Origin of the sequence: Mesorhizobium alhagi CCNWXJ12-2 (genome assembly GCF_000236565.1) — a bacterium.
Lineage (GTDB): Bacteria > Pseudomonadota > Alphaproteobacteria > Rhizobiales > Rhizobiaceae > Allomesorhizobium > Allomesorhizobium alhagi.
In genome coordinates, this window is the sequence record NZ_AHAM01000310.1 from 12,933 (window position 1) to 32,564 (window position 19,632).

At 61.7% G+C, this 19,632-nt stretch carries 18 protein-coding genes and 1 pseudogene; 12 read left to right on the plus strand and 7 right to left on the minus strand.

What is annotated here, in order from left to right:
• Position 1: 1 nt before the first annotated feature.
• From MAXJ12_RS32200 to MAXJ12_RS32235, 8 genes are all read left to right on the plus strand, one after another.
• The gene (locus tag MAXJ12_RS32200) at positions 2 to 2,512 is read left to right on the plus strand and encodes a coiled-coil domain-containing protein (RefSeq protein WP_008840411.1); all 2,511 of its coding nucleotides are present in this window, start codon (positions 2 to 4) and stop codon (positions 2,510 to 2,512) included.
• A gap of 9 nt (positions 2,513 to 2,521) precedes the next feature.
• Positions 2,522 to 2,734 carry a hypothetical protein gene (locus MAXJ12_RS32205; protein ID WP_008840412.1) on the plus strand — a complete coding sequence of 71 codons (213 nt, stop codon included), beginning with the start codon at positions 2,522 to 2,524 and terminating at the stop codon, positions 2,732 to 2,734.
• Positions 2,735 to 3,009: 275 nt separating this feature from the next.
• Positions 3,010 to 3,939: a substrate-binding domain-containing protein gene (locus tag MAXJ12_RS32210; RefSeq protein ID WP_008840413.1), complete on the plus strand. Its 930-nt coding sequence runs from the start codon at positions 3,010 to 3,012 to the stop codon at positions 3,937 to 3,939.
• Positions 3,936 to 5,393, plus strand: coding sequence for a sensor histidine kinase (locus MAXJ12_RS32215; RefSeq protein ID WP_008840414.1), 1,458 nt, complete (start codon positions 3,936 to 3,938; stop codon positions 5,391 to 5,393). The genes MAXJ12_RS32210 and MAXJ12_RS32215 overlap by 4 nt, the downstream gene beginning before the upstream one ends.
• Positions 5,383 to 6,726: a sigma-54-dependent transcriptional regulator gene (locus tag MAXJ12_RS32220; protein ID WP_040589317.1), complete on the plus strand. Its 1,344-nt coding sequence runs from the start codon at positions 5,383 to 5,385 to the stop codon at positions 6,724 to 6,726. Before MAXJ12_RS32215 ends, MAXJ12_RS32220 begins: the two co-directional genes overlap by 11 nt.
• A gap of 154 nt (positions 6,727 to 6,880) precedes the next feature.
• Positions 6,881 to 7,405 carry an arsenate reductase (azurin) small subunit gene (locus tag MAXJ12_RS32225; protein ID WP_008840416.1) on the plus strand — a complete coding sequence of 175 codons (525 nt, stop codon included), beginning with the start codon at positions 6,881 to 6,883 and terminating at the stop codon, positions 7,403 to 7,405.
• Between the two features lie 13 nt (positions 7,406 to 7,418).
• Positions 7,419 to 10,028: an arsenate reductase (azurin) large subunit gene (locus MAXJ12_RS32230; protein WP_008840417.1), complete on the plus strand. Its 2,610-nt coding sequence runs from the start codon at positions 7,419 to 7,421 to the stop codon at positions 10,026 to 10,028.
• Positions 10,029 to 10,115: 87 nt separating this feature from the next.
• Entirely contained in the window at positions 10,116 to 11,393 is a 1,278-nt protein-coding gene (locus MAXJ12_RS32235; RefSeq protein ID WP_008840418.1) for a molybdopterin molybdotransferase MoeA, read from the plus strand.
• A gap of 51 nt (positions 11,394 to 11,444) precedes the next feature.
• On the opposite strand, the gene MAXJ12_RS39440 is transcribed toward MAXJ12_RS32235, so the two are convergent.
• The 7 genes and pseudogenes from MAXJ12_RS39440 to MAXJ12_RS37960 form a co-directional block, all read right to left on the minus strand.
• Positions 11,445 to 11,924: a hypothetical protein gene (locus tag MAXJ12_RS39440; RefSeq protein WP_008840419.1), complete on the minus strand. Its 480-nt coding sequence runs from the start codon at positions 11,922 to 11,924 to the stop codon at positions 11,445 to 11,447.
• Between the two features lie 360 nt (positions 11,925 to 12,284).
• A pseudogene (locus tag MAXJ12_RS32245) lies at positions 12,285 to 12,784 on the minus strand (cation efflux transmembrane domain-containing protein); the annotation flags it as partial.
• A 4-nt stretch (positions 12,785 to 12,788) separates the two neighbouring features.
• Positions 12,789 to 13,226, minus strand: coding sequence for an EamA family transporter (locus MAXJ12_RS32250; protein ID WP_008840420.1), 438 nt, complete (start codon positions 13,224 to 13,226; stop codon positions 12,789 to 12,791).
• A complete protein-coding gene (locus tag MAXJ12_RS39445) occupies positions 13,223 to 13,579 on the minus strand; it encodes a DUF190 domain-containing protein (RefSeq protein WP_008840421.1) in 357 nt (118 codons plus the stop codon). The genes MAXJ12_RS32250 and MAXJ12_RS39445 overlap by 4 nt, the downstream gene beginning before the upstream one ends.
• A 3-nt stretch (positions 13,580 to 13,582) precedes the next feature.
• A complete protein-coding gene (crcB, locus tag MAXJ12_RS39450) occupies positions 13,583 to 13,969 on the minus strand; it encodes a fluoride efflux transporter CrcB (protein WP_341872559.1) in 387 nt (128 codons plus the stop codon).
• 107 nt (positions 13,970 to 14,076) lie between these two features.
• A complete protein-coding gene (gene crcB, locus MAXJ12_RS32265; RefSeq protein ID WP_008840423.1) occupies positions 14,077 to 14,481 on the minus strand; it encodes a fluoride efflux transporter CrcB in 405 nt (134 codons plus the stop codon).
• 26 nt (positions 14,482 to 14,507) lie between these two features.
• Positions 14,508 to 14,645, minus strand: a complete 138-nt coding sequence (locus tag MAXJ12_RS37960) for a hypothetical protein (RefSeq protein WP_157999698.1) — start codon at positions 14,643 to 14,645, stop codon at positions 14,508 to 14,510.
• Positions 14,646 to 15,078: 433 nt separating this feature from the next.
• Here MAXJ12_RS37960 and MAXJ12_RS39785 point away from each other — a divergent pair, with 433 nt between their 5' ends.
• The 4 genes from MAXJ12_RS39785 (at position 15,079) to MAXJ12_RS32280 (ending at position 18,670) form a co-directional block, all read left to right on the plus strand.
• Complete coding sequence (locus MAXJ12_RS39785; RefSeq protein ID WP_202946721.1) at positions 15,079 to 15,516, plus strand: substrate-binding domain-containing protein; 438 nt, start codon at positions 15,079 to 15,081, stop codon at positions 15,514 to 15,516.
• Positions 15,465 to 15,602 carry a hypothetical protein gene (locus MAXJ12_RS40315; RefSeq protein ID WP_420492407.1) on the plus strand — a complete coding sequence of 46 codons (138 nt, stop codon included), beginning with the start codon at positions 15,465 to 15,467 and terminating at the stop codon, positions 15,600 to 15,602. The genes MAXJ12_RS39785 and MAXJ12_RS40315 overlap by 52 nt, the downstream gene beginning before the upstream one ends.
• A gap of 33 nt (positions 15,603 to 15,635) precedes the next feature.
• Positions 15,636 to 16,115: a type 2 periplasmic-binding domain-containing protein gene (locus tag MAXJ12_RS39790; protein WP_050898994.1), complete on the plus strand. Its 480-nt coding sequence runs from the start codon at positions 15,636 to 15,638 to the stop codon at positions 16,113 to 16,115.
• A gap of 635 nt (positions 16,116 to 16,750) precedes the next feature.
• Positions 16,751 to 18,670, plus strand: coding sequence for a PhoX family protein (locus tag MAXJ12_RS32280; protein ID WP_008840427.1), 1,920 nt, complete (start codon positions 16,751 to 16,753; stop codon positions 18,668 to 18,670).
• Positions 18,671 to 19,632: the final 962 nt, after the last annotated feature.

Sequence of the window (19,632 nt, forward strand, 5' to 3'; positions counted from 1 at the left end):
CATGGAACTCTTCTTCGGCGCGTTCACCAGCGAATGGGAGCAGCGGCGCGCGGCGCTGCTGCATGAGCTATCGCTTGGAGGGGGACGATCTGCGGCCGAGGAAGAATTGCGGCGGCGCATGAAGGCGCTGGCCGAGCTTGGCGCAGCGGGTGGCGGCGGAGGTGGCGGCCGCGCCGCGCCCATGACGCGTCACGCCGCGTTGAAGAGTATGCACGGCACGACGGCAAAAGCTTCGATAGCGGCGCGGCCGATGCAAGTCCGGCTTGCGGCAGTGGCGCAGGGACAGGAAAGCCAGCCGGCCGTAGTCAAAATGGCGTCCTATGGCGGCGGGGCGCGGGTCGGGGCGATGCTCAATTACGTTTCGCGCGGCAGCGAGCTTTCCGTGGAGAACGAAAACGGCGAGCGCATCCGAAGCCGTGAGGACCTTGCCGGCATCCGGGCCGATTGGGATCATCTGTTTCAGAACCGAACCGAGAGCCGGGACATCGGCCGTTTCGCGGTAGAGATCACAGCGAGTGCTTTGGCGTCCGACGATGAGATGCATGAGCTGGTGAGAAGCAGCCTTACGAGCGGTTTTGGCGACCGGCGCTTTGCCTATGCCGTCGAGAAGAACGACGACGACTCGATGACCGTGCAAGGCGTCGTCGTTCTCAGGAGCGGGCAGGGGGAGCGGTTGACGGGTGATCAAAAGGCGGCCGGCATCATTCAGGCCCGATACGATGCAAGTGCGGCTGCGAGCGAAGCGGCCGCCCAATTCTCGTTTCAAGGGTATGGCAACGGTGTCGAGTACGGTTCGAGCAAGTTGCGGGACCTGGTCGAAAGCCACGGTGGCGATGTCCGTGACGATCGAGGCCAGCCTGTCGCGGACGACAAGGCCGCGGGCGGCCTGGTGCAAAAAGAATGGCGCGGGGATCTGCACAGCAGAAAAAGCCGCGATGTGATGCACCTCATCATGTCGGCCAGGGCCGGAACGGATGTTGCGGCTTTCGAGGGCGCCGTACGTGACTTCCTTGCGGATCAGTTCGCTGGACATCGCTATGTGTTCGCGATGCACGACCCCGCCAAGGACCCGAAGGAGGCAGGTGAGGGCGGAAAGCGCCCCCACGTTCACGCCCACGCGATCGTCACCATGAAATCAGAATCCGGTGACCGGATCGAGACGACGCCGGCCGTGTTCCGGCAATGGCGGGTGGCGATGGCAGAAAAGGCCCGGGATCACGGCATTGCCATGGAAATGACCGATCGCCGGGAGTTCGCCAGTCCACCAGCTTTCACGCGCAACCAGGTGCGGCCAGTCAACCGGGAAGGGCGCACTGAACATATCGGCACCAGCGAGGCAGCGCAGGCGAGATATGACGATAAACGGAATGGCCGGAGAGCCTTAGCCAAAAGTGAAAGGAGCCGGGAGTATACCGTAAAGGCTACGCAAGGCTGGCAGAAGATTGCCCTTGCCAGCGGTGACCGAAGCATAATCGCCTATGCTGCTCAGCAGCGGGATCAATTGATATCCGGGCTTTCGGCCGGAGAGGCAGAAGCGACCTCCAATATCGTACATGCAGATTTCGGGTCAAAATTCCGCGCCAATCTGGTAACATTACAAAACCTGGTTTTGGAGGGTGACGAATTGCGCGAGACATCACGAACAGATTTCGAGGCTTATGAAAAGAAGGTCGAAACGGCCTTGTTCAAACTGGAGCGCAGCGTCGCTCCGGACGATCGGAGCGACTTTGACGAGATTGCGACCTTAGCGCGCGAACACGTCAACCAGCGGCGCGAGCTCATGCAACTTCATGAACAGCGCAACGAGGCTGTGGTAGAACAGGGTAACGAGGATCAACGGAGCGATCAGCGAGGCGAGGTGAACGAACAGTGGGAAGCTGCGATCACCAAGCACGGCGAAGCGATTGTTGAAGCCGCAAATGATGTCCTGATGGAGATCGATGCGACCGTCACTATGCTGGCCGATCTGGAGAAATCGGAACCAGTTCACGATCCTGAGACCGGTGCCTACACCTACGCCATAAGTGAAAAGGAGCGTGAGGAGACCGAGCAGTTGCGGGCTAAAATTGAGCAGCAGCATGACGAGGCGATTTCACGCGCAGCGCGCCTCGCGATCGAGGGCAACACTTACATTCGCGAAGTGGCCGAGCAGGATCCGGACCTCCAGCGCGCCATCGCCCAGGCCGAGAAGCACGCACAACGGCCAGAGGAAGAAAAAGACAAGACGCCGGCGAACGTCGATACTATTGCCGAACAGCAGCGCGATCTTCGCAACGATGAGGAGAAGCGACAGCCCAATGACGCCGAGGCTCGCGAGGCTCACGAACTGGCTTCAACGGTCGACGCTACAAATCGTCGGCAAGATCAAGTAAACAAGGACAAGAAAGCCGCCCAGCGCGGTGGTGAAACAACACGGACCGATCCCGCGCAGCAGCATATTCCTCGACTCGAGGAGCTGGAGCGGGAGGAACTGGAAAAGAGGGTACGCGACCGCGACGATCGGGAACGTTAGGCGACCATCATGTTGAACAATCATCGGCAGGACTACGCAATCCAGAGCAACGATCCCAAGGGCGACGAAGGATTCGGGAAGGTGCTTGGCTTCGTTATCTGCTTCGTGTTTTTTCTTGGGATGTTGCAAGTCGCCTATGAGACGGCCCTAGGCTGGTATCATGCCGCAATAAATTGGGGCGGTGAGACAATCGCTCATATCGCCAGTTTTCTGCCGTTCTAGGGGTCGTTTGCGAGGAGAGGGTGATTTGCCCTAAGCCGTACGGGGGCTGATCCTAGACGCCGGATAGCGACCTCAAATGCCTGTTCGCGCAATCGTAACAGTCGACCCCGTTGCGGAAGTTCGCTCGCCATCGCCGAATTCACGCCCTTGACCAGACCCTTCTCGGACATACGACGAGTAGGCCGACAACCGGACGATCTTCGAATCACTTGACGGCGACTGCGCCGGAGAAAAATTAGCACCGTCGCAATCAGATCGGACGTAGAATAAGCTGCTTGAGCGGCAATGACGGGTTCTGGGAGGAACTGATGGTGCGTGGCGGCTCGCAAGGTGTGCGTATCGGCCGACTGTCCCGTCGTGACTTCTCGAAATTGGCGTTGGCCAGCGCGGTCGCGCTCGCTTTGCCGAGGCTCGCCCGCGCGCGGGACGAACCCTTCAAGTTTGGCCTGACGCCCGTATTCCTTTCCAACGACCTCGAGTTGCTCGGGCACCTGCGGGCATACCTTTCCTCCAGACTCGGAGGCGCAGTCGAGCTCGTCTCTCGGCGGACGTATCAGGAGATCACGGCGCTCCTGGTTTCGGGACAGGTTCACGCGGCCTGGATATGCGGCTATCCCTACGTCCAGTACAAGGCCGATCTCGACTTGACCGCGACACCCTCGTGGCATGGCAAGCCTCTATACCAATCCTACTTGATCGCGGCTGCCGGCCGGGCGGTGGATGGCTGGTCTGGCCTGCGCGAAGATATCCATGCATTCTCCGATCCGGATTCCAACTCCGGTTTCCTTGTGACGCGGGCACTGCTCGCTGAAAACCGTCTGCGCCCCGACCAGTTCTTCTCGCGCAGTTTTTTCACGTACGGACATCGCAACGTCATCAGGGCGGTGGCCTCCGGGCTCGCGCAGTCCGGCAGCGTGGACGGCTACGTCTGGGAGGTCATGCGCGAGATCGAGCCGGAGCTGGTGACCCGGACGATGATCGTCCGGAAATCGGAATGGCTGGGATTTCCACCGGTCGCTTCGCCCAAATCGTTGGCCGGCGACCCGAGGATAGCCGCGCTTCGCGATGCACTGGTCTCGATGTCCGATGATGCAGAGGGCAGAAAGGTGCTGGACATGCTGCGTCTCGACGGCTTCGTCGTCGCCCCGCCCGAGCTTTTCGATACCATCGCCGCCAAGGTCGAAACGGTGAGGCAGTTCGGATGAGCCCGTTCCGCCGCTGGCAAGCGATCCCACTGTCCTTCCGCGTCCCGGCGATAGTGGCCCTGCTGATGGTGGTGATCAGCGCAGCCATCTCCGAGAGGGTGCTCGACCGCCTTTCCCACACCCAGGAAAGCTATCTCGATGGATTGGCTGGCACTTATCTGGACGGTCTGTCTTCGTCCGTATTGCCCGCGGTCCTGCGCGGGGACGTGTGGGAAGTGTTCGACGCACTCGACCGCTCTTCTTTCGTTTACGAGTCTCTTGCACCGATCGAAACCGTGGTCACGAACTCGGACGGACGCGTGCTCGCCGCTAGCGATCCCAATAAGATTAAGGCGTATTCGGAGCTTCCCGTCGAATACGCCTCGCGATACGGCACTGAGGCCGTAACGATCGACGAAGACAGGAAGACTGGCTTTGCCCGCCGCGAACTCATCTATCAGAGCCAGCCGATCGGCGCGATCCATGCGGCATTCGACGTATCGCACCTGTTTGCCGAGAGACGCGAAGTCCTGGTGACGCTCCTGGTGACGAACGCGATCGTTGCCGGTCTTTTCGCATTTGGCGGCTTCCTGCTCGTCCATCGCATGATCGGGCCGATCCGCGTGCTGGAGAGCCATATGCGCTCGGCGGTTCACGGAGCGGCCGAACCGATATCGCCGGACGAAATACCGCCGGGCGATGGCGAGGTCGCGAGCCTCTTTCATGGCTACAACACGCTCGTGCATGCCGAGCGCGAGCGCGCAAACCTTGCCATGCAGCTTGCCGAAGAGGAGAAGTTGTCGAGCCTCGGGAGACTTGCCTCTGGCATGGCGCACGAGATCAACAATCCGCTGGGCGGCTTGTTCAACGCAATAGACACATTGAAGACGCACGGGCAGACGCCGGGAGTGCGTGACACGTCCATCAGCCTGATCGAGCGCGGGCTGGCGGGGATTCGGGACGTTGTCGAAGCCGCGCTTGCCACCTATCGCCCGGAGCGCTCGCGTCGTCCCCTCACGGCCGATGATTTCGACGATGTGCGGTTGCTGCTCAAGCCCGAGTTGCGCCGCAGGCGGCAGCAGCTGGAGTGGGATATCTCGTGGAACGGCGCGCGCGAGCTCCCCGTAAGGGGCGGCCCGGTGCGTCAGGCGGTGCTCAACCTCCTTCTCAACGCGGCAGCTGTCACACCCGAAGCCGGCATCGTTTCGTTACGAGCAAAGGATACAGGAAATAGCCTTACGATCGAAATCGGCGACCAGGGTTCGGGGATTCCGCCGGAAATTGCGGGCATACTCGTCGACCGCGACCCGGGCCCGGCTGTGCGAGCTGGACGCGGCCTTGGGCTCTGGATGGTCAGGCGCGTGGTTGACGAACTCGGCGGAACTGCCAGTATCGCACCCAAGAACGACGGAGGGACGGCGGTGACGCTGGAAATTCCCTTCGACAGGGAGGATGCCGAAGCCGATGCTGCCTGACCGCGCAAGGATAGGGCTCGTGGAGGACGACCCGGTCATGGGCGGTTCGATCGTCCAGCGGCTCGAACTCGAAGGTTGGAAGGTCATCTGGTGGCAATCCGGCCGCGAGGCGATCGCTGGCATCCCCCCGGCGGCGCACGCGCTCGACCTGGTCATCTGCGACATCAGGCTCCCGGACATGTCTGGCGAGACCGTCTTCAACGAACTCGCCCGACAGCCGAATTCCCCTCCTTTCCTGTTTGTGACCGGCTTTGGCGAGGTCGATCAGGCCGTGCGGCTGATGCGCTCGGGCGCGGTCGATTTCATGACCAAGCCCTTCGAGATGGACGACTTTCTGAAACGCATCGAATCCGGTCGCCGGACCACCAGTTCCGGGGTCAGGCTGAAGGGCTACTATCTCGGCGAATCCCCGGCCATCCAGCATGCCGAGGATTTGATCCACCGCTATGCGAACCATGATTTGCCCGTGCTCATCACCGGAGAAACCGGCTCCGGCAAGGAAGTGGCGGCCAGGCTGCTACACCAGATTTCCCCACGCGCCACGGAGCCGTTCATGGCAGTCAACTGCGCGGCGATCCCGGCGGAACTCCTCGAGAGCGAGATATTCGGTCACGAGAAGGGTGCGTTCACGGGCGCGCAGCAGCGCCACCTCGGCTATGCCGAGCGCGCCGGCAAAGGCACGCTCTTCCTGGACGAGATCGGCGACATGCCCCTGTCGCTCCAAGCCAAGCTGCTTCGCTTGATCGAGGACGGAAGCCTGGTGCGCGTCGGCGGCGAGACACCGATCCCGTTCCGCGCCCGCGTCGTGTCAGCCACGCATCGCGATCTCGCAATTCGCGGAGGAACGAGCGGATTCCGGGAAGACCTCTATTTCCGCCTTGCCGTCCTGCCCGTCGAAATCCCGCCGCTGCGGCATCGGCGGGAGGACATAACGTGGCTCCTCGACAGGTTTCTCGCAAACGCCGTCAGCCGCTCGGACACGCGCATCCGAGGGTTCAGTGCACTCGCCGAGGAAGCTGCGCTTACCTATGCCTGGCCCGGCAATGTCCGTGAACTTCGCAACCGCGTTGACCGCGCCGCCGCGCTGTCGACCAGCGAATGGATCATGCCGGGCGACCTCTTTCCCGAACACGCTTCCAACGCAGGCAGTGCGGGATTCCTGCCACTGGCCGACGTCAGGGACGCGGCCGAACGCCGCCAGATCGAGCGCGCGCTCGAAGAGACCGGTGGCCAGATCGCCAAGGCCGCGGGCCTACTCGCTGTCTCGCGAACAACACTGTGGGAAAAAATGACGCGGCTTGGCCTTGCCGAGCGGGCGCGTTCGGAATCCTGAACCTTCGGCAGTGCAGCATGTTCGGATTTCCGAACGTCATCGCCTCCCGGAAATCAGGCTGGTTTAGCTTTCCGTAACCAGAACAAACGCTTACGCATCTGGCACATCTGTTGCTTCGCATAAATGACCTTGTCGTTCATATGGGAGGAACAGGATGGAACGCTGCAACAGGCTGGTCGATGTCGGCCGTCGCCAATTCTTGAGGGGAAGCGCCTTCGCCGCTGCCGGAGCGGCCGCCGCAGTATCGCTGCCTGCAACTCCGGCGAAAGCCGCGCCGGGGCTGGCTCTCGTCGAATACCCCTCCAACAGGCTGGCGAACATCGCCCACCAAAAACCGAAGGAGCCGCTCGATGTCGGCTATCCCGATGACAATGCTCCCGGCGTCCTGCTGAAGCTCGGCACCCGGGTCGAAGGCGGCGCCGGACCCGATGGCGACATCGTCGGCTTCTCGACCGTATGTCCGCACAAGGGCTTTCCGCTGAACTACAACGCAGAGGACCGCACGCTGAACTGCCCCGGCCACTATTCCCGCTTCGACTGCGAGGCCGGAGGCCTTCAGATCTGGGGCCAGGCGACGCAGAACCTGCCGCAATACCAGCTTCGCGTGGACGAGAAGGGCGACATTTTCGCGGAGGGGCTCGACGAGCTCATCTACGGCCGCCTGTCAAACGTGCTCTAGGGGAGGACCAGTCATGGCTTACAAACGTCAGATCGATCGCCTGCCCATCATCCCGGCCGACGCAAAGAAGCACAATGTCGTCTGCCACTATTGCATCGTCGGCTGCGGCTATCATGCCTACAGCTGGGACGCGAACCGTCAAGGCGGCACAGCGCCCGACCAGAACGTCTTCGGTGTGGACCTGGCGCAGCAGCAGGAGGCGGATACGCCAGCCTGGTATGCCCCGTCCATGTACAACATCGTCAAGCAGGACGGAAAAGACTTTCACATCGTCATCAAGCCGGATACTGAATGCGTGGTGAACTCCGGCCTCGGTTCGATCCGCGGTGCCCGCATGGCCGAAATGAGCTACAGCCGGGCGCGCAATACGCAGCTTCAACGCCTCACCGACCCGATGGTCTGGCGCTACGGCCAGATGCAGCCGACCTCGTGGGACGACGCTCTCGACCTGGTGGCCCGCGTCACCGCGGCAGTGGTCAAGGAACAGGGTGATGACGGAGTGTTCGTCTCGGCCTTCGACCACGGCGGCGCCGGCGGCGGTTACGAGAACACCTGGGGGACCGGAAAGCTCTATTTCGGTGCCATGAAGGTCAAGAACATCCGCATCCACAACCGCCCGGCCTACAACTCGGAGGTCCACGCCACGCGCGACATGGGCGTGGGTGAACTCAACAACTGCTACGAGGACGCAGAGCTCGCCGACACCATCATGGTCGTCGGCGCGAATCCTCTAGAGACGCAGACGAACTACTTCCTCAACCACTGGATACCGAACCTTCGCGGGACATCAACTGACAAGAAGAACGCGGAGCTGCCGGACGAGCCGCACGAGCCCGCCCGCGTAATCATCGTCGATCCGCGACGGACCGTGACGGTGAATGTCTGCGAGGTCGAAGCGGGCAAGGACCGCGTCCTGCACCTGGCGATCAACTCCGGCACGGATCTCGCGCTGTTCAACGCCCTGGCAACCTACATCGCCGAGCAGGGCTGGACGGACCGGGAGTTCATCGCCGCTTCGACCAATGACTTCGAGAAGGCGCTCGCCGCCAACCGGACGACGCTGGAGCAAGCCGCTGAGATAACCGGCCTTACCGTCGACCAGATCAAGCAAGCGGCAGCCTGGATCGCTGAACCAAAGGAAGGAAAGCGGCGGCGGACGATGTTCGCCTACGAAAAAGGCTTGATCTGGGGCAACGACAACTACCGGACCAACGGCGCACTCGTGAACCTCGCGCTGGCGACAGGAAACATCGGCCGCCCCGGCGGCGGTTGCGTCCGCCTCGGCGGGCATCAGGAGGGCTATTCCCGGCCATCGGACGCTCATGTCGGGCGACCCGCCGCTTACGTCGACCAGCTGCTGATCCAGGGCAAGGGCGGCGTCCACCACATCTGGGGATGCGACCACTACAAGACGACGCTCAACGCGCACGAGTTCAAGCGGCGCTACAAGGATCGGACCGACATGGTGAAGGACGCCATGTCATCCGTCCCCTACGGCGACCGCCAGGCGACCGTCGACGCGATCATGGGCGCAATCCGCGAAGGCGGCCTGTTCTCGGTCGACGTGGACATCATCCCGACCAAGATCGGTCAGGCAAGCCATGTCTGGCTGCCTGCCGCGACATCGGGCGAGATGAACCTCACATCGATGAACGGCGAGCGGCGCATGCGGCTGACGGAACGCTACATGGACCCGCCCGGCCAGTCGATGCCGGACTGCCTGATCGCCGCGCGGCTTGCCAACCACCTCGAGCGGGTGTTCCTTGAGGCGGGTGATACCACCGTCGCGGACCAGTTCAAGGGTTTCGACTGGAAGACCGAAGAAGACGCCTTCATGGACGGATACCACCAACACGAGAAGGGTGGCGAGTTCGTCACCTACGCCCGTCTGCGCGCGATGGGGACCAACGGCTTCCAGGAGCCGGCGACAGGACTGGAAACCACCGGGCCCGTGGCGGCTGGAACGTCGACCGGTGAACCTGGCGAGGTTCTCGGCGGGCCCGCCATCGAGGGCGCGCGTGGCAAGGAGCCTGTCCAGGACGCGGAACCGACCAATGCCGGGGCTGCGCCGACCCCGCCTGCCGGAAGCGAGCGCATTGTCGGAACCAAGCGCCTTTATGCCGACGGCAAATTCAACAAGGAGGATGGCAAAGCCGTCTTCATGGAGACTCAGTGGCGGGGCCTGCAAGCGGCTGGCAAGCAGGAGGAGAAGGACAAGTTCGACTTCCTCATCAACAACGGCCGCACCAACCATGTCTGGCAGAGCGCCTACCTCGACCAGCAGAACGAACTGGTCATGGACCGCTGGCCCTATCCGTTCATCGAGATGCATCCCGCCGACATGGAGGAGCTGTCGCTGAAGCAAGGCGATCTGGTCGAAGTCTACAACGACAATGGCTCGACCCAGGCAGCTGTGTATCCGACACCGACGGCAAAGCGAAAAGAGACGTTTATGCTGTTCGCTTATCCCACTGGGGTGCAAGGCAACGTCGTGTCGGCTGGGGTGAATGAATTCATCATTCCGAACTACAAGCAGACATGGGCGAACATCCGGAAAATCTCCGATGCGCCGGAAGGCGTGAAGCACCTCTCGTTCAAGTCGCAGGAATACCCGGCGGCCTGAAGCCGTCTCCCGCGATCCCGCCGCGGCCCAAAGGCTTCGGCGGGATCGTCTTGTCCAGGACGGCGCAACACGCCGGGAGGCCTGATAATGGAAACCGCCACCGCCCTCACAAACGAAACCTGCGGCGCAGGTGCCGACGGCAAGGTCATCCCCGTTGATATCGCTGCCGCCAAGGCGCTGACGATCGCCAGGGTCTTGAGCGAAACCGAACATGTTCCATTGATCGATGCGACGGGGCGTGTCCTTGCCGGCGATGTCCGCGCCTCGATCGACCTCCCGCCCTTCGACAATTCCGCGATGGACGGATACGGGGTCAGGATCGCCGATTTTATCGGAGCGGGTCCTTGGGAGCTGTTGATCGGAGGCCGGATCGCGGCAGGCGATTTCCACGCGGGACAGGCAGCGAGTCCGAACGAAGCGATCCGCATCTTCACCGGCGCTCCCGTGCCGGAAGGATTCGATGTCGTCGTCATGCAGGAACATTGCGAACGCTCGGGCGACGAGATCACTGTGGCGAAGCGCCCGCGACAGGGAGAAAACATCCGGCACGCCGGCGAGGATGTGACAGCCGGGAGTCGCCTCATGAGCGCGGGCGACCAGCTGTCGCCACAGCGGCTGGCGCTTCTGGCGGGCCAAGGGCTGGCCGACGTCGAGGTGCTGCGGAAGGTCCGCGTAGGCCTGATATCGACAGGCTCTGAATTGCGCGATCCGGGCGAGCCGCTCGGACGAGGCCAGATCTACAACTCCAATCGGATCATGATCCGGGCAATGTTCTCGGCATTCCCATGGGCCGAGATCGTTGACTACGGGATTGTTCCCGATCGGCGGGACGCGCTGGCTGAGGCGTTCGGAAAAGCCGCATCGCTGTGCGATGTCCTGGTCACGACCGGCGGCGTCTCCGCTGGCGAAGAGGACCACGTTGTGTCGGCGCTTGGCCATCACGGCGGCACTCTGGACGTGCTGAAGGTTGCTATGCGACCGGGAAAGCCGGTCAAGATCGGGATGATCGGAACAATGCTGTTCGCCGGGTTGCCCGGTAATCCCAACGCGGCGCTCGTGACCTTTCGCCAGATTGCGCTGCCTGCCATCCGGACTATCGCAGGCATCAGGAGCGTGACGCCGGAATGGTCACCAGCAGTCGCCGGCTTCACCTACCAAAAACGGCTCGGCAGAACCGAGTTCGTTCCTGTGAAGGCGGTCGGTCTTGACGAAATCGGCCGACCCGTGCTCGATATGCTCGGCCGCGGCTCGTCGGCAAGCCTGATGGCGATGGCTCTTGCCGACGGCATCGCCATGTTGCCGCCCGACGCCGCCACGATCGACCAAGGGATGCCGCTGCGGTTCGAATCGTTCCGCTGCGGCTGAGCACGACCCTCGACAGCACCCGATAGATGGCAAGCACCCTCAATGGACAAACTACTCGTCGTGGCCCGGTGCTCCGAATATCCTTCGGATGACCTCGGCAGCATCCGCATCAAAGCAGCGGCCGTGGCTGAGCACGATTCGCTGCGGCTGCCATGAGTGGATCCTTCCGATTGCAGCCTTTCCCTTCCGTCGCTGAACGAGTAGCGGCAGCTGCATACCGAAGAATATTTGACCTCTAGGATGATACATCCCAGTGAGCTTAGTGGCCGTTCGCCATGGCTCGGAAATCTTAGCCAATTCGATGTTGATGATCGCGTCGGTGAGTATCAGCGTCCTCGACGCCTTGTGGAAAAAAATGAACTCTTTGAAATAGCCGCCGGGAAAAAGCACCTGATCGATCTCTCGGCGCCATTCTTCAGGCGGACTGGCTTCCAGGTCCCTCTTGAAGTCGACGTCCACATGCCGTGCCCGTGCCCGTTGGCGCACACGGGGCGACGCCCAGGTGATCGTATCGGGAAACGCGCCGACCATTCCCCGATGTGCGCATAGTGGAATTGGTTTGGCGATACGAGATGGCGAACTCTCCCCACACCTTGCAGTTCCTCGGCCAGCCTCGCGTCGAACTTGATCGGCGAATGAAGGAAGAGGTCACCGCCTGAAAGGCGAACCACAGTCATTCGGGTCGTGAATGGAAGCGGCAGCCTGATTCGGCCTACAGTCAAGTATTCCAGTGGGCCGTCGACGATGCCGATGTCCGGCGCCAGTGGCTTACAGACGTTAATTGGCTCGTAGAGAGAAGCACCCATGTTTCAGGCCAAAACATGCTGGGGAGTGCCGAAACTAGTGGGTTTGCCGCAGGCTGGCTACTCCACCGAAAATCCGCTTGGGCTCGAGGTCCGGCCACGCGGGGCGCCACTGGAGAGCCGTGACTGCTCCGGCTGCTATGATGGCGACGTTCGCCAGCGTGTCGTTGCGCGCCGACAGGAACGGTGCCTTGGTCAGGCTCCCCTTGTGATGCCGATACGCCGAGAGCAGGAACGCGCAGCCGAGGTTCACCGCCAGCGCGCCAGTTCCTGCCAGCGACAGCGCGAAAGGCTGCGGTGGCACTGGATCCAGGAACTTGTCCCATGCCGTCCACAGCGTCGCCAGGCCGGGCACAAGCAGGATCAGCGCGAGAGCCATTCCGACCAGCGCACGGCGCGGCGCGGACCACGCCATCGCGAAGAATATGAGCAGGTTTACCGACGCGTCTTCGAGGAAATCGATGCTGTCGGCGAAGAGCGAGACGGACCGATCGCGAGCGCGACGGCGAATTCAACGCCGAAGTAGGCGAGATTAAGCAGCGCGACCAGCAGCACGATCCGGCGCAGGTCCTGGTCCGTGTCAGCCACGGGATCATCCGCGGTAGGCGACGAGGACGGTTCCGGACGCGATGAGCGCGATCCCGAGCCAATTCGGCCCGGAGAGCCGTTCGCCCAGGAACACGACCGCGAAGACGGCGACGAGCACCACGCTGAGCTTGTCTATGGGCGCCACTCGCGATGCGTCGCCGAGTTTCAGCGCGCGGAAGTAGCAGAGCCACGAGGCGCCTGTCGCCAGGCCCGACAGAACGAGAAAGGTCCATGTCCGGCCGGAGACCGTTCCGGGCGATTGCCAGTTTCCCGTGGCGGCAAGGATTCCGCCAAGGACTGACATGATCACGACTGTCCGGATGAACGTCGCGAAATCCGAATTGACGTTCTCCACACCCACCTTGGCGAAGACCGCGGTCAGGGCCGCGAAGGCGGCGGAGAGCAGCGCCCACGCCTGCCAAGGAAGAATGCCGTTGTTCATGGGGTTGCCTCGATCTGCCCGCCGCGTGAACCGTATTGCAGCACCTGGACTTTTTCCAGCGTGACCAGGCCGCTGGTCATCATCGTGTCGAGCGTCGGCAGGAAAGCATTGATCTTGTCCTCGCCGTCGACGATCTCGATGACCAGCGGCAGGTCCTCGGACAAGCGGAGGATCTTTGTCATGTGCAGCCGGCTGGAATGGCCGAAACCCATGCCTCCCCGCAGCACCGTCGCGCCCGCGAGGTGCATCTCGCGGGCCTTGAGCACGATTGCCTCGTAAAGCGGACGGCCGTCATTCCTGTCGTCCTCGCCGATGAGTATGCGCAGTAGCAATGCCTGCCTTGGTACTTGCATGGATCAGACTCCTCCCAATCGGTTGAGACGCGATGCGAGAATATGGCCGAGCCAGACGGCCGCAAGCCATGTGACGATGGAGGCCCCGATATTCAGTCCTGCCGCAGGCAGGTTGCCGACCTGCACGAGAAGGAAAGTTTCCAAGCTGAACATAGAGAAGGTGGTGAAGCCGCCGCAGATCCCCGCCATGACGAACTGTCGTTGGCGCGTCCCGGCGAAGACGCGTCCGCCCGGCCCTGTCAGGGTGGCATAAAAGCCGATGACAAAAGAGCCAAGAACGTTCACGAACAAGGTACCCCAAGGAAAATCCGGTCCAAGGTAGGCGAGCGCGGCCATCGAGGCGATAGCCCGCAAGACGCTGCCGATTACGGACCCCAGGGAAACGGCCAAATATATTAGAGCGGTGTCCCGGGCCGTCCGCCATCTGGCCCCGTCTTTCTGCTTCGCCTCGGTTTCAGGCAGCGTCCGGCCTCCTGGCCGAGCTTGCTCCAGTGGCTTCATGGCGCACCGACCCCCAAAGCGGCAGAACCGGAGATATATCCGAGGGCCACCGCGGACAGGCAGAGGGCAAGGGACAGGACCACGTTTCCGCCGGCGCGCATGATCTGGCCATCGCGGGCAAGCGCGAGCGTTTGCAAACTAAAGGAGGAGACGGTGGTGTAGCTGCCGAGAAACCCGGTGACAGCGAACTGCCATGCGACAGATGTCGGGAATACGCCTCCGATGGCCGCCGCCGCAATCATTCCGGCTGCGAAGGCACCGGAAACATTGACCGCGACCGTGCCCCAGGGAAACGTCTCGCCGACGCGGCGTCCGACGAAGCCGGACACAAAATAACGTGCCGGGCCGCCCAAGACGCTGCCGAGCGCGACCCACACCAACTGCTGAAAAACGTCCTGCATCCAACCCGTCTGCCTCCAAGCAAGCCTTAGAGCCGCCTTGCCCGAGGGCCGGCGCCGTGCATTGACCGCTTTTCCAGGTCGATGCCGTCGAGCAGCATATGCACGCGGGCAACGCCGAGCCCGACTGCCTGCCAGATGGCCGCAGCCAGGATCATTGCTGCCAACAGGATAAATGCTCCCGCCCGTTCCTCCGGCCCGAGGCCGGACTGTTCAAACAGCAAATAGACCCCGTGAAAAGCAGGAGGATCAGATGTTGCGACAGCAGCGTGTACCCATCCGCCCACTTCTTGTGCAGCCGGATGATCCGTATGTCATCGGGTTCCGTGCTCATGTTCGCCTCGCTTGTTGATGTCTTGCTATGGAATTCATACCCCTTGAAAGAATCCTCCGATAGCGGCGGCACGATGCCACGGCGCATCGTGGCGGATGTAGCAATCGGGTGAGCCACGGTCATGCAACTGTAATGACTTAACCCTTTCTATTAAGCTTTTGGGGCCGTTTATCGGGGCATGCGGGCGCTCCGAGAGGGAGAAAATAGCGATGAGATCCTTGGCTCTTCTAGGCTTCGCCGCCGTCATATTTGCAGCCTCTTCAATCGTGTCGGCGCATGCCGAGCAAGCGATCGGTGGCCAGGAAATCACCGGCGCCGGCTCGACATTTGCATACCCCATCATCTCCGAATGGTCGCGCGCCTATGACCGCGCCAGGTTCGAAAGCGAGTACCACATCGGCGGCAGCGGCCTGGACAGCGCTCCACCAGGCCAAAGGTTCACCTACGAGGCGGTCGGTTCGTTTGCCGGCATGTTGCGCGTTCAGAGCGGTCAGGTCGATTTCGCCGCGTCGGACGTCCCGTTGAAATCCGAAGAGCTCGCGAAGCTCGGGCTCGGCCAGTTCCCGCTCGCGACGGGTGGCGTCGTGGCCGCCGTGAATATCGCCGGGTCGAGCCGGGTCAGCTCAAGCTCACCGGGCCGCTGTTCGCCGACATCTTCCTTGGCACCGTCACGACTTGGAACGATCCGGCGATCGTCGCCCTAAACGCCGACGTGAAGCTGCCCCAGGCCAGGATCGTCATCGTGTATCGTTCGGACGGCTCCGGCACGACGTACAACTTCGCCGACTAGCTGTCCAAGGTGAGCCCGGACTGGAAGCAAAAGATGGGCGTCGACACTCTGCTGCCGTGGACGATCGGGACCAACGCAAAGGGCAATGAAGGCGTCGCGCTTGCCGTCAAGCAGACCGAAAACGCGATCGGCTATGTCGAATACGCCCAGGCCGTGAAAGCACGGCTGAGCTATGCGCTTATCCAGAATAGTGCCGGCAAGTTCGTGAAGCCGGAGCCCGTCAGCTTCCAGGCAGCCGCTGCCACCGCGGACTGGGCTGACACCAAAGACTTCTACACGATGCTTACCAACTCGCCGGGCGAGGCCGCCTACCCGATCGCCGCTACCGTGTTCGTCTTCATGCGCAAGGAGGCAAACTGGATGCGACGGCCGGAGGCCACGCTCAACTTCTTCCAGTGGGCCCTGGAGAGCGGGGCGAAGGACGCTGCCGCGCTCGGCTACGTTCCGCTTCCCACTGCACTTATCCACCAGGTCAAGGACTACTGGACAGAGACCTTCGAGGGAGGCACCTGACCGGCTGATCAGGCCAGCAGCCGTCGCCTGGCGCGGTTGCGACCTCCTTGCGGGCAAGCCATGTAGAACGGTTTCGTCGGCCCGTTGCGCGTCGATTGCCTCACGAGCGGCTATTCACCAGCTATCGGGTCGCCCGCGAGAGCACCGAAGAATGGAGGATCGACAGCTACGAGATCGTAGTGCATGAGAAAGCACGGGGAATCGGTAAACGGATTGAACTAGCCCCCTGTTGCAGCCACCAATTTGTCGTAACCGTGTTTCAAACGGCGACCGCACGTCCGGACGGCTCCTGGGCGCGCAGATCATCGGCCAATACGGCACCGAAGTCTCCAAGCGCATCGATATATTCGCAACGTCGATCCACCACGGCATGAGCGTCGAACAGATGAGTGACTTGGACCTCAGCTACACGCCGCCGCTGAGCAGCCCAAGGGACCCTGTTCAGATGGCAGCACAGGCGTGGACCTCAGGTCAGAAGGCGACCGCACGTCGACCTGAAGCCGCATAGCCGATTTTGTGTTCCTGGCGACGCAGCATCGATTGCCTGATGTCACCAAACCTTCAAACCGCCCGGCTATCAAGGGACGGTTTGGCGTGTGCCAAACGCAACCCAGCGCCATAGCCAGGAGAAGACGATGAAGGACATCGACCCGACCACGATATCCGCCGACGAATGGGACGAACTGAAATTCCCGCGCCCCAAGGAACAGGAGTTTGACCGTATCGTCGAGCGCGCGATCTCGCGTCGCGGATTCCTGGGCGGCGTGCTCGCCTTCGGGTCGGGTGCGGCGGTGATGGGAACCAGTTTGCTGAATTCCACGTCGGCTCAGGCTCAACAGGCCAGCCGTTTTGCCTTCAAACCAATTCCGACCGCCACCGACAGCACCGTGCACGTGCCGGACGGCTATTCCTGGGACGTCCTCATACGCTGGGGCGACCCCCTCTTCTCCGAGGCTGAAGGCGATTTCACGCACGAGACTGGCGGCAGCGTTGCCATGTCGGACAAGGTGTTCGGTGAGAACACGGACGGAATGGAACTGTTCGTGATCGGCGGCGCTCAAGTGATCGCGGTCAACCACGAATACACCAACAACAAGGTCAATCTGCCGAAGGCTGCGGAGGGCATGCCGGCCAGCGCAGAGGACGTGCGCAAGCTTCAGAACCTTCACGGGATTGCGGTGATGGAGGTCCGCGAGAACGCAAGCGGCTGGGAAGTGGTTAAGGACAGTTCCTTCAATCGCCGCATCACCCATAACACGCCGATGCGCATTGCCGGCCCTGCCGCCGGGCACGACCTTATGAAGACCGCGGCTGACCCGACCGGGACGGAGTGTCTGGGCACGTTCAACAACTGCGGCTCAGGCAAAACACCGTGGGGCACTTACTTGACGTGCGAGGAGAATTTCAACGGCTACTTCGGTGCTATCGGCGAGATGCCGACTGACGAAAAGATCGTCGCAGGCTACCAGCGCTATGGCATTGAAGCCGAAGGTCGCTATGGCTACGAGAAGTTCGATGCGCGCTTTGATGTCAGCCAGACCCCGAACGAGCCACACCGTGCCGGCTGGATTGTCGAAATAGACCCTTCCGATGCCTCATCGATGCCGGTGAAGCGCACCGCGCTCGGCCGTTTCAAGCACGAAAATGCCGCCTGCGTGTTGGCGCCCGATGGCCGCGTGGTGGTCTACATGGGCGATGATGAGCGGGGCGAGTTCCTATACAAGTGGTTGTCGCGTGACGTCTACGTGCCCGGCGGGGACACATCGACGCTGCTTGACGAAGGTATGCTCTACGTTGCGAAGTTCAACGAGGATCAGACCGGCACCTGGCTTGCGCTCACGCCCGAGGCGACCGACATGTCGGCGGCCGAGATCGCAATCTTCACTCGAACGGCGGCGTCGAAGGTGGGAGCCACTACGATGGATCGTCCGGAGTGGGTGGCCGTCAACCCGACCACGACGGAAGCCTATTGCTGCCTAACGAACAACAGCCGTCGCGGGGCAAAGAACGACGACGGCTCGATCCGCACCAATGCGGGTGGAGACGAAATGACGGTCAATGCGGTGAACCCGCGTGAGACCAACGAATATGGGCAGATCGTTCGCTGGCGTCCGGCAGGTGAAAACCACGCGTCGTCGATCTTCGAGTGGGACCTCTACGTCATGGCGGGCAACCCCTCTCTCCACACCGAGGGGCCCTATGCCGGAAGCGGCAATGTCAACGCCGGGAATATGTTCAACTCGCCGGATGGCATGATCATGGACTCGACCGGCTTGATGTGGATCCAGACAGACGGTGATGACAGCAACGAGGGCGAATTTGCCGGTCAAGGCAACAACCAGATGCTCGTGGGCGACCCGGTGACGGGCGAGATCCACCGTTTCCTCACCGGCCCCGTTGGCTGCGAGGTGACGGGGCTTTGCTGGTCGGCTGACCGTCGCACGATGTTCGTCGGAATCCAGCACCCCGACGCACCCTTCCCGGACGGCGAAGGTACACTTCCGCGTTCGTCGATTATTGCGATCAAGCGCGACGACAACGCCCTACTGGGCTGAGGACGGCAATTGCTCCGATTGGGCGTGCTAAGCTGTGGCACGCCCAACACGCGGTGATAAAGTACCTGCCGGCGGTTTCGGTGCCGCCCCCGAACATGGGGGTGGTGGCGACCTTGTGCTATGGTCTCCTCCTTGGCAGTGTATGGAATGAGTTCTGATCTGTGTGGATAAAGCCATGAATCTAGTCTATTGGGCCACAGCGCTGTCCATTTTGACGACGGCGCCGTTAGATATCGCCACACTGTTCGTCCCTGATAGCGAAACGCTGATACCTGTAACAGTCTTCGTTGTTGGACAGGTCGCCGCATCACTTCTCTGCCTACCTCACCTCTTGAAAGTCGCACAGCATCGCTACAAAGGGTCCCCCTGATCTGCCCGCGCTGGGCTGTTGCAGTTTCCAATCAATGCGTGGAGAACCGCCCCTTGGCTCGTCGCGCTCTCGCAGCAACGAGCGGTATACTGATTAGTATGGCCTGACAGTCACTCGAGGCAGGAAGTGGAGCACCAGCCTGGATCGGTGTTCGCTTAGTGGCGCGTTAGCGTGCTCGGACGGGCTATCGCCAAGGAGCGGCTCACCACACCCAAACAGAAGTTCCAAGCGCCAGCGAGGGGTCGGCCTTTACTTTGCTGGCATCGGTACGCTGGAAGCGAGCTTAGGAGTCGGCGGCCGCTACGGCTGCCGATTGGTTCTGCGTCGGCCATTTTTCGAAGCGTAATCAGTCACCTAGCAAACAATTTCCCTGGCTATAGACCTGCAATCTTTCTGTCACATAGCTGTAACACGACTGATTTAGGGGTTGGCTCGTCGCTAGAGGCGTCAACAATTTCCAACAGGGAGCCCCACCCATGAAAAGGTTTATCAGCACAACAGCGATAGCTGTCATCGCGATCGCTGCAACTTCAGGTCTCGCCGCCGCGCGCGATCAGGTCAAGGTCGTCGGTTCATCCACCGTGTTTCCCTA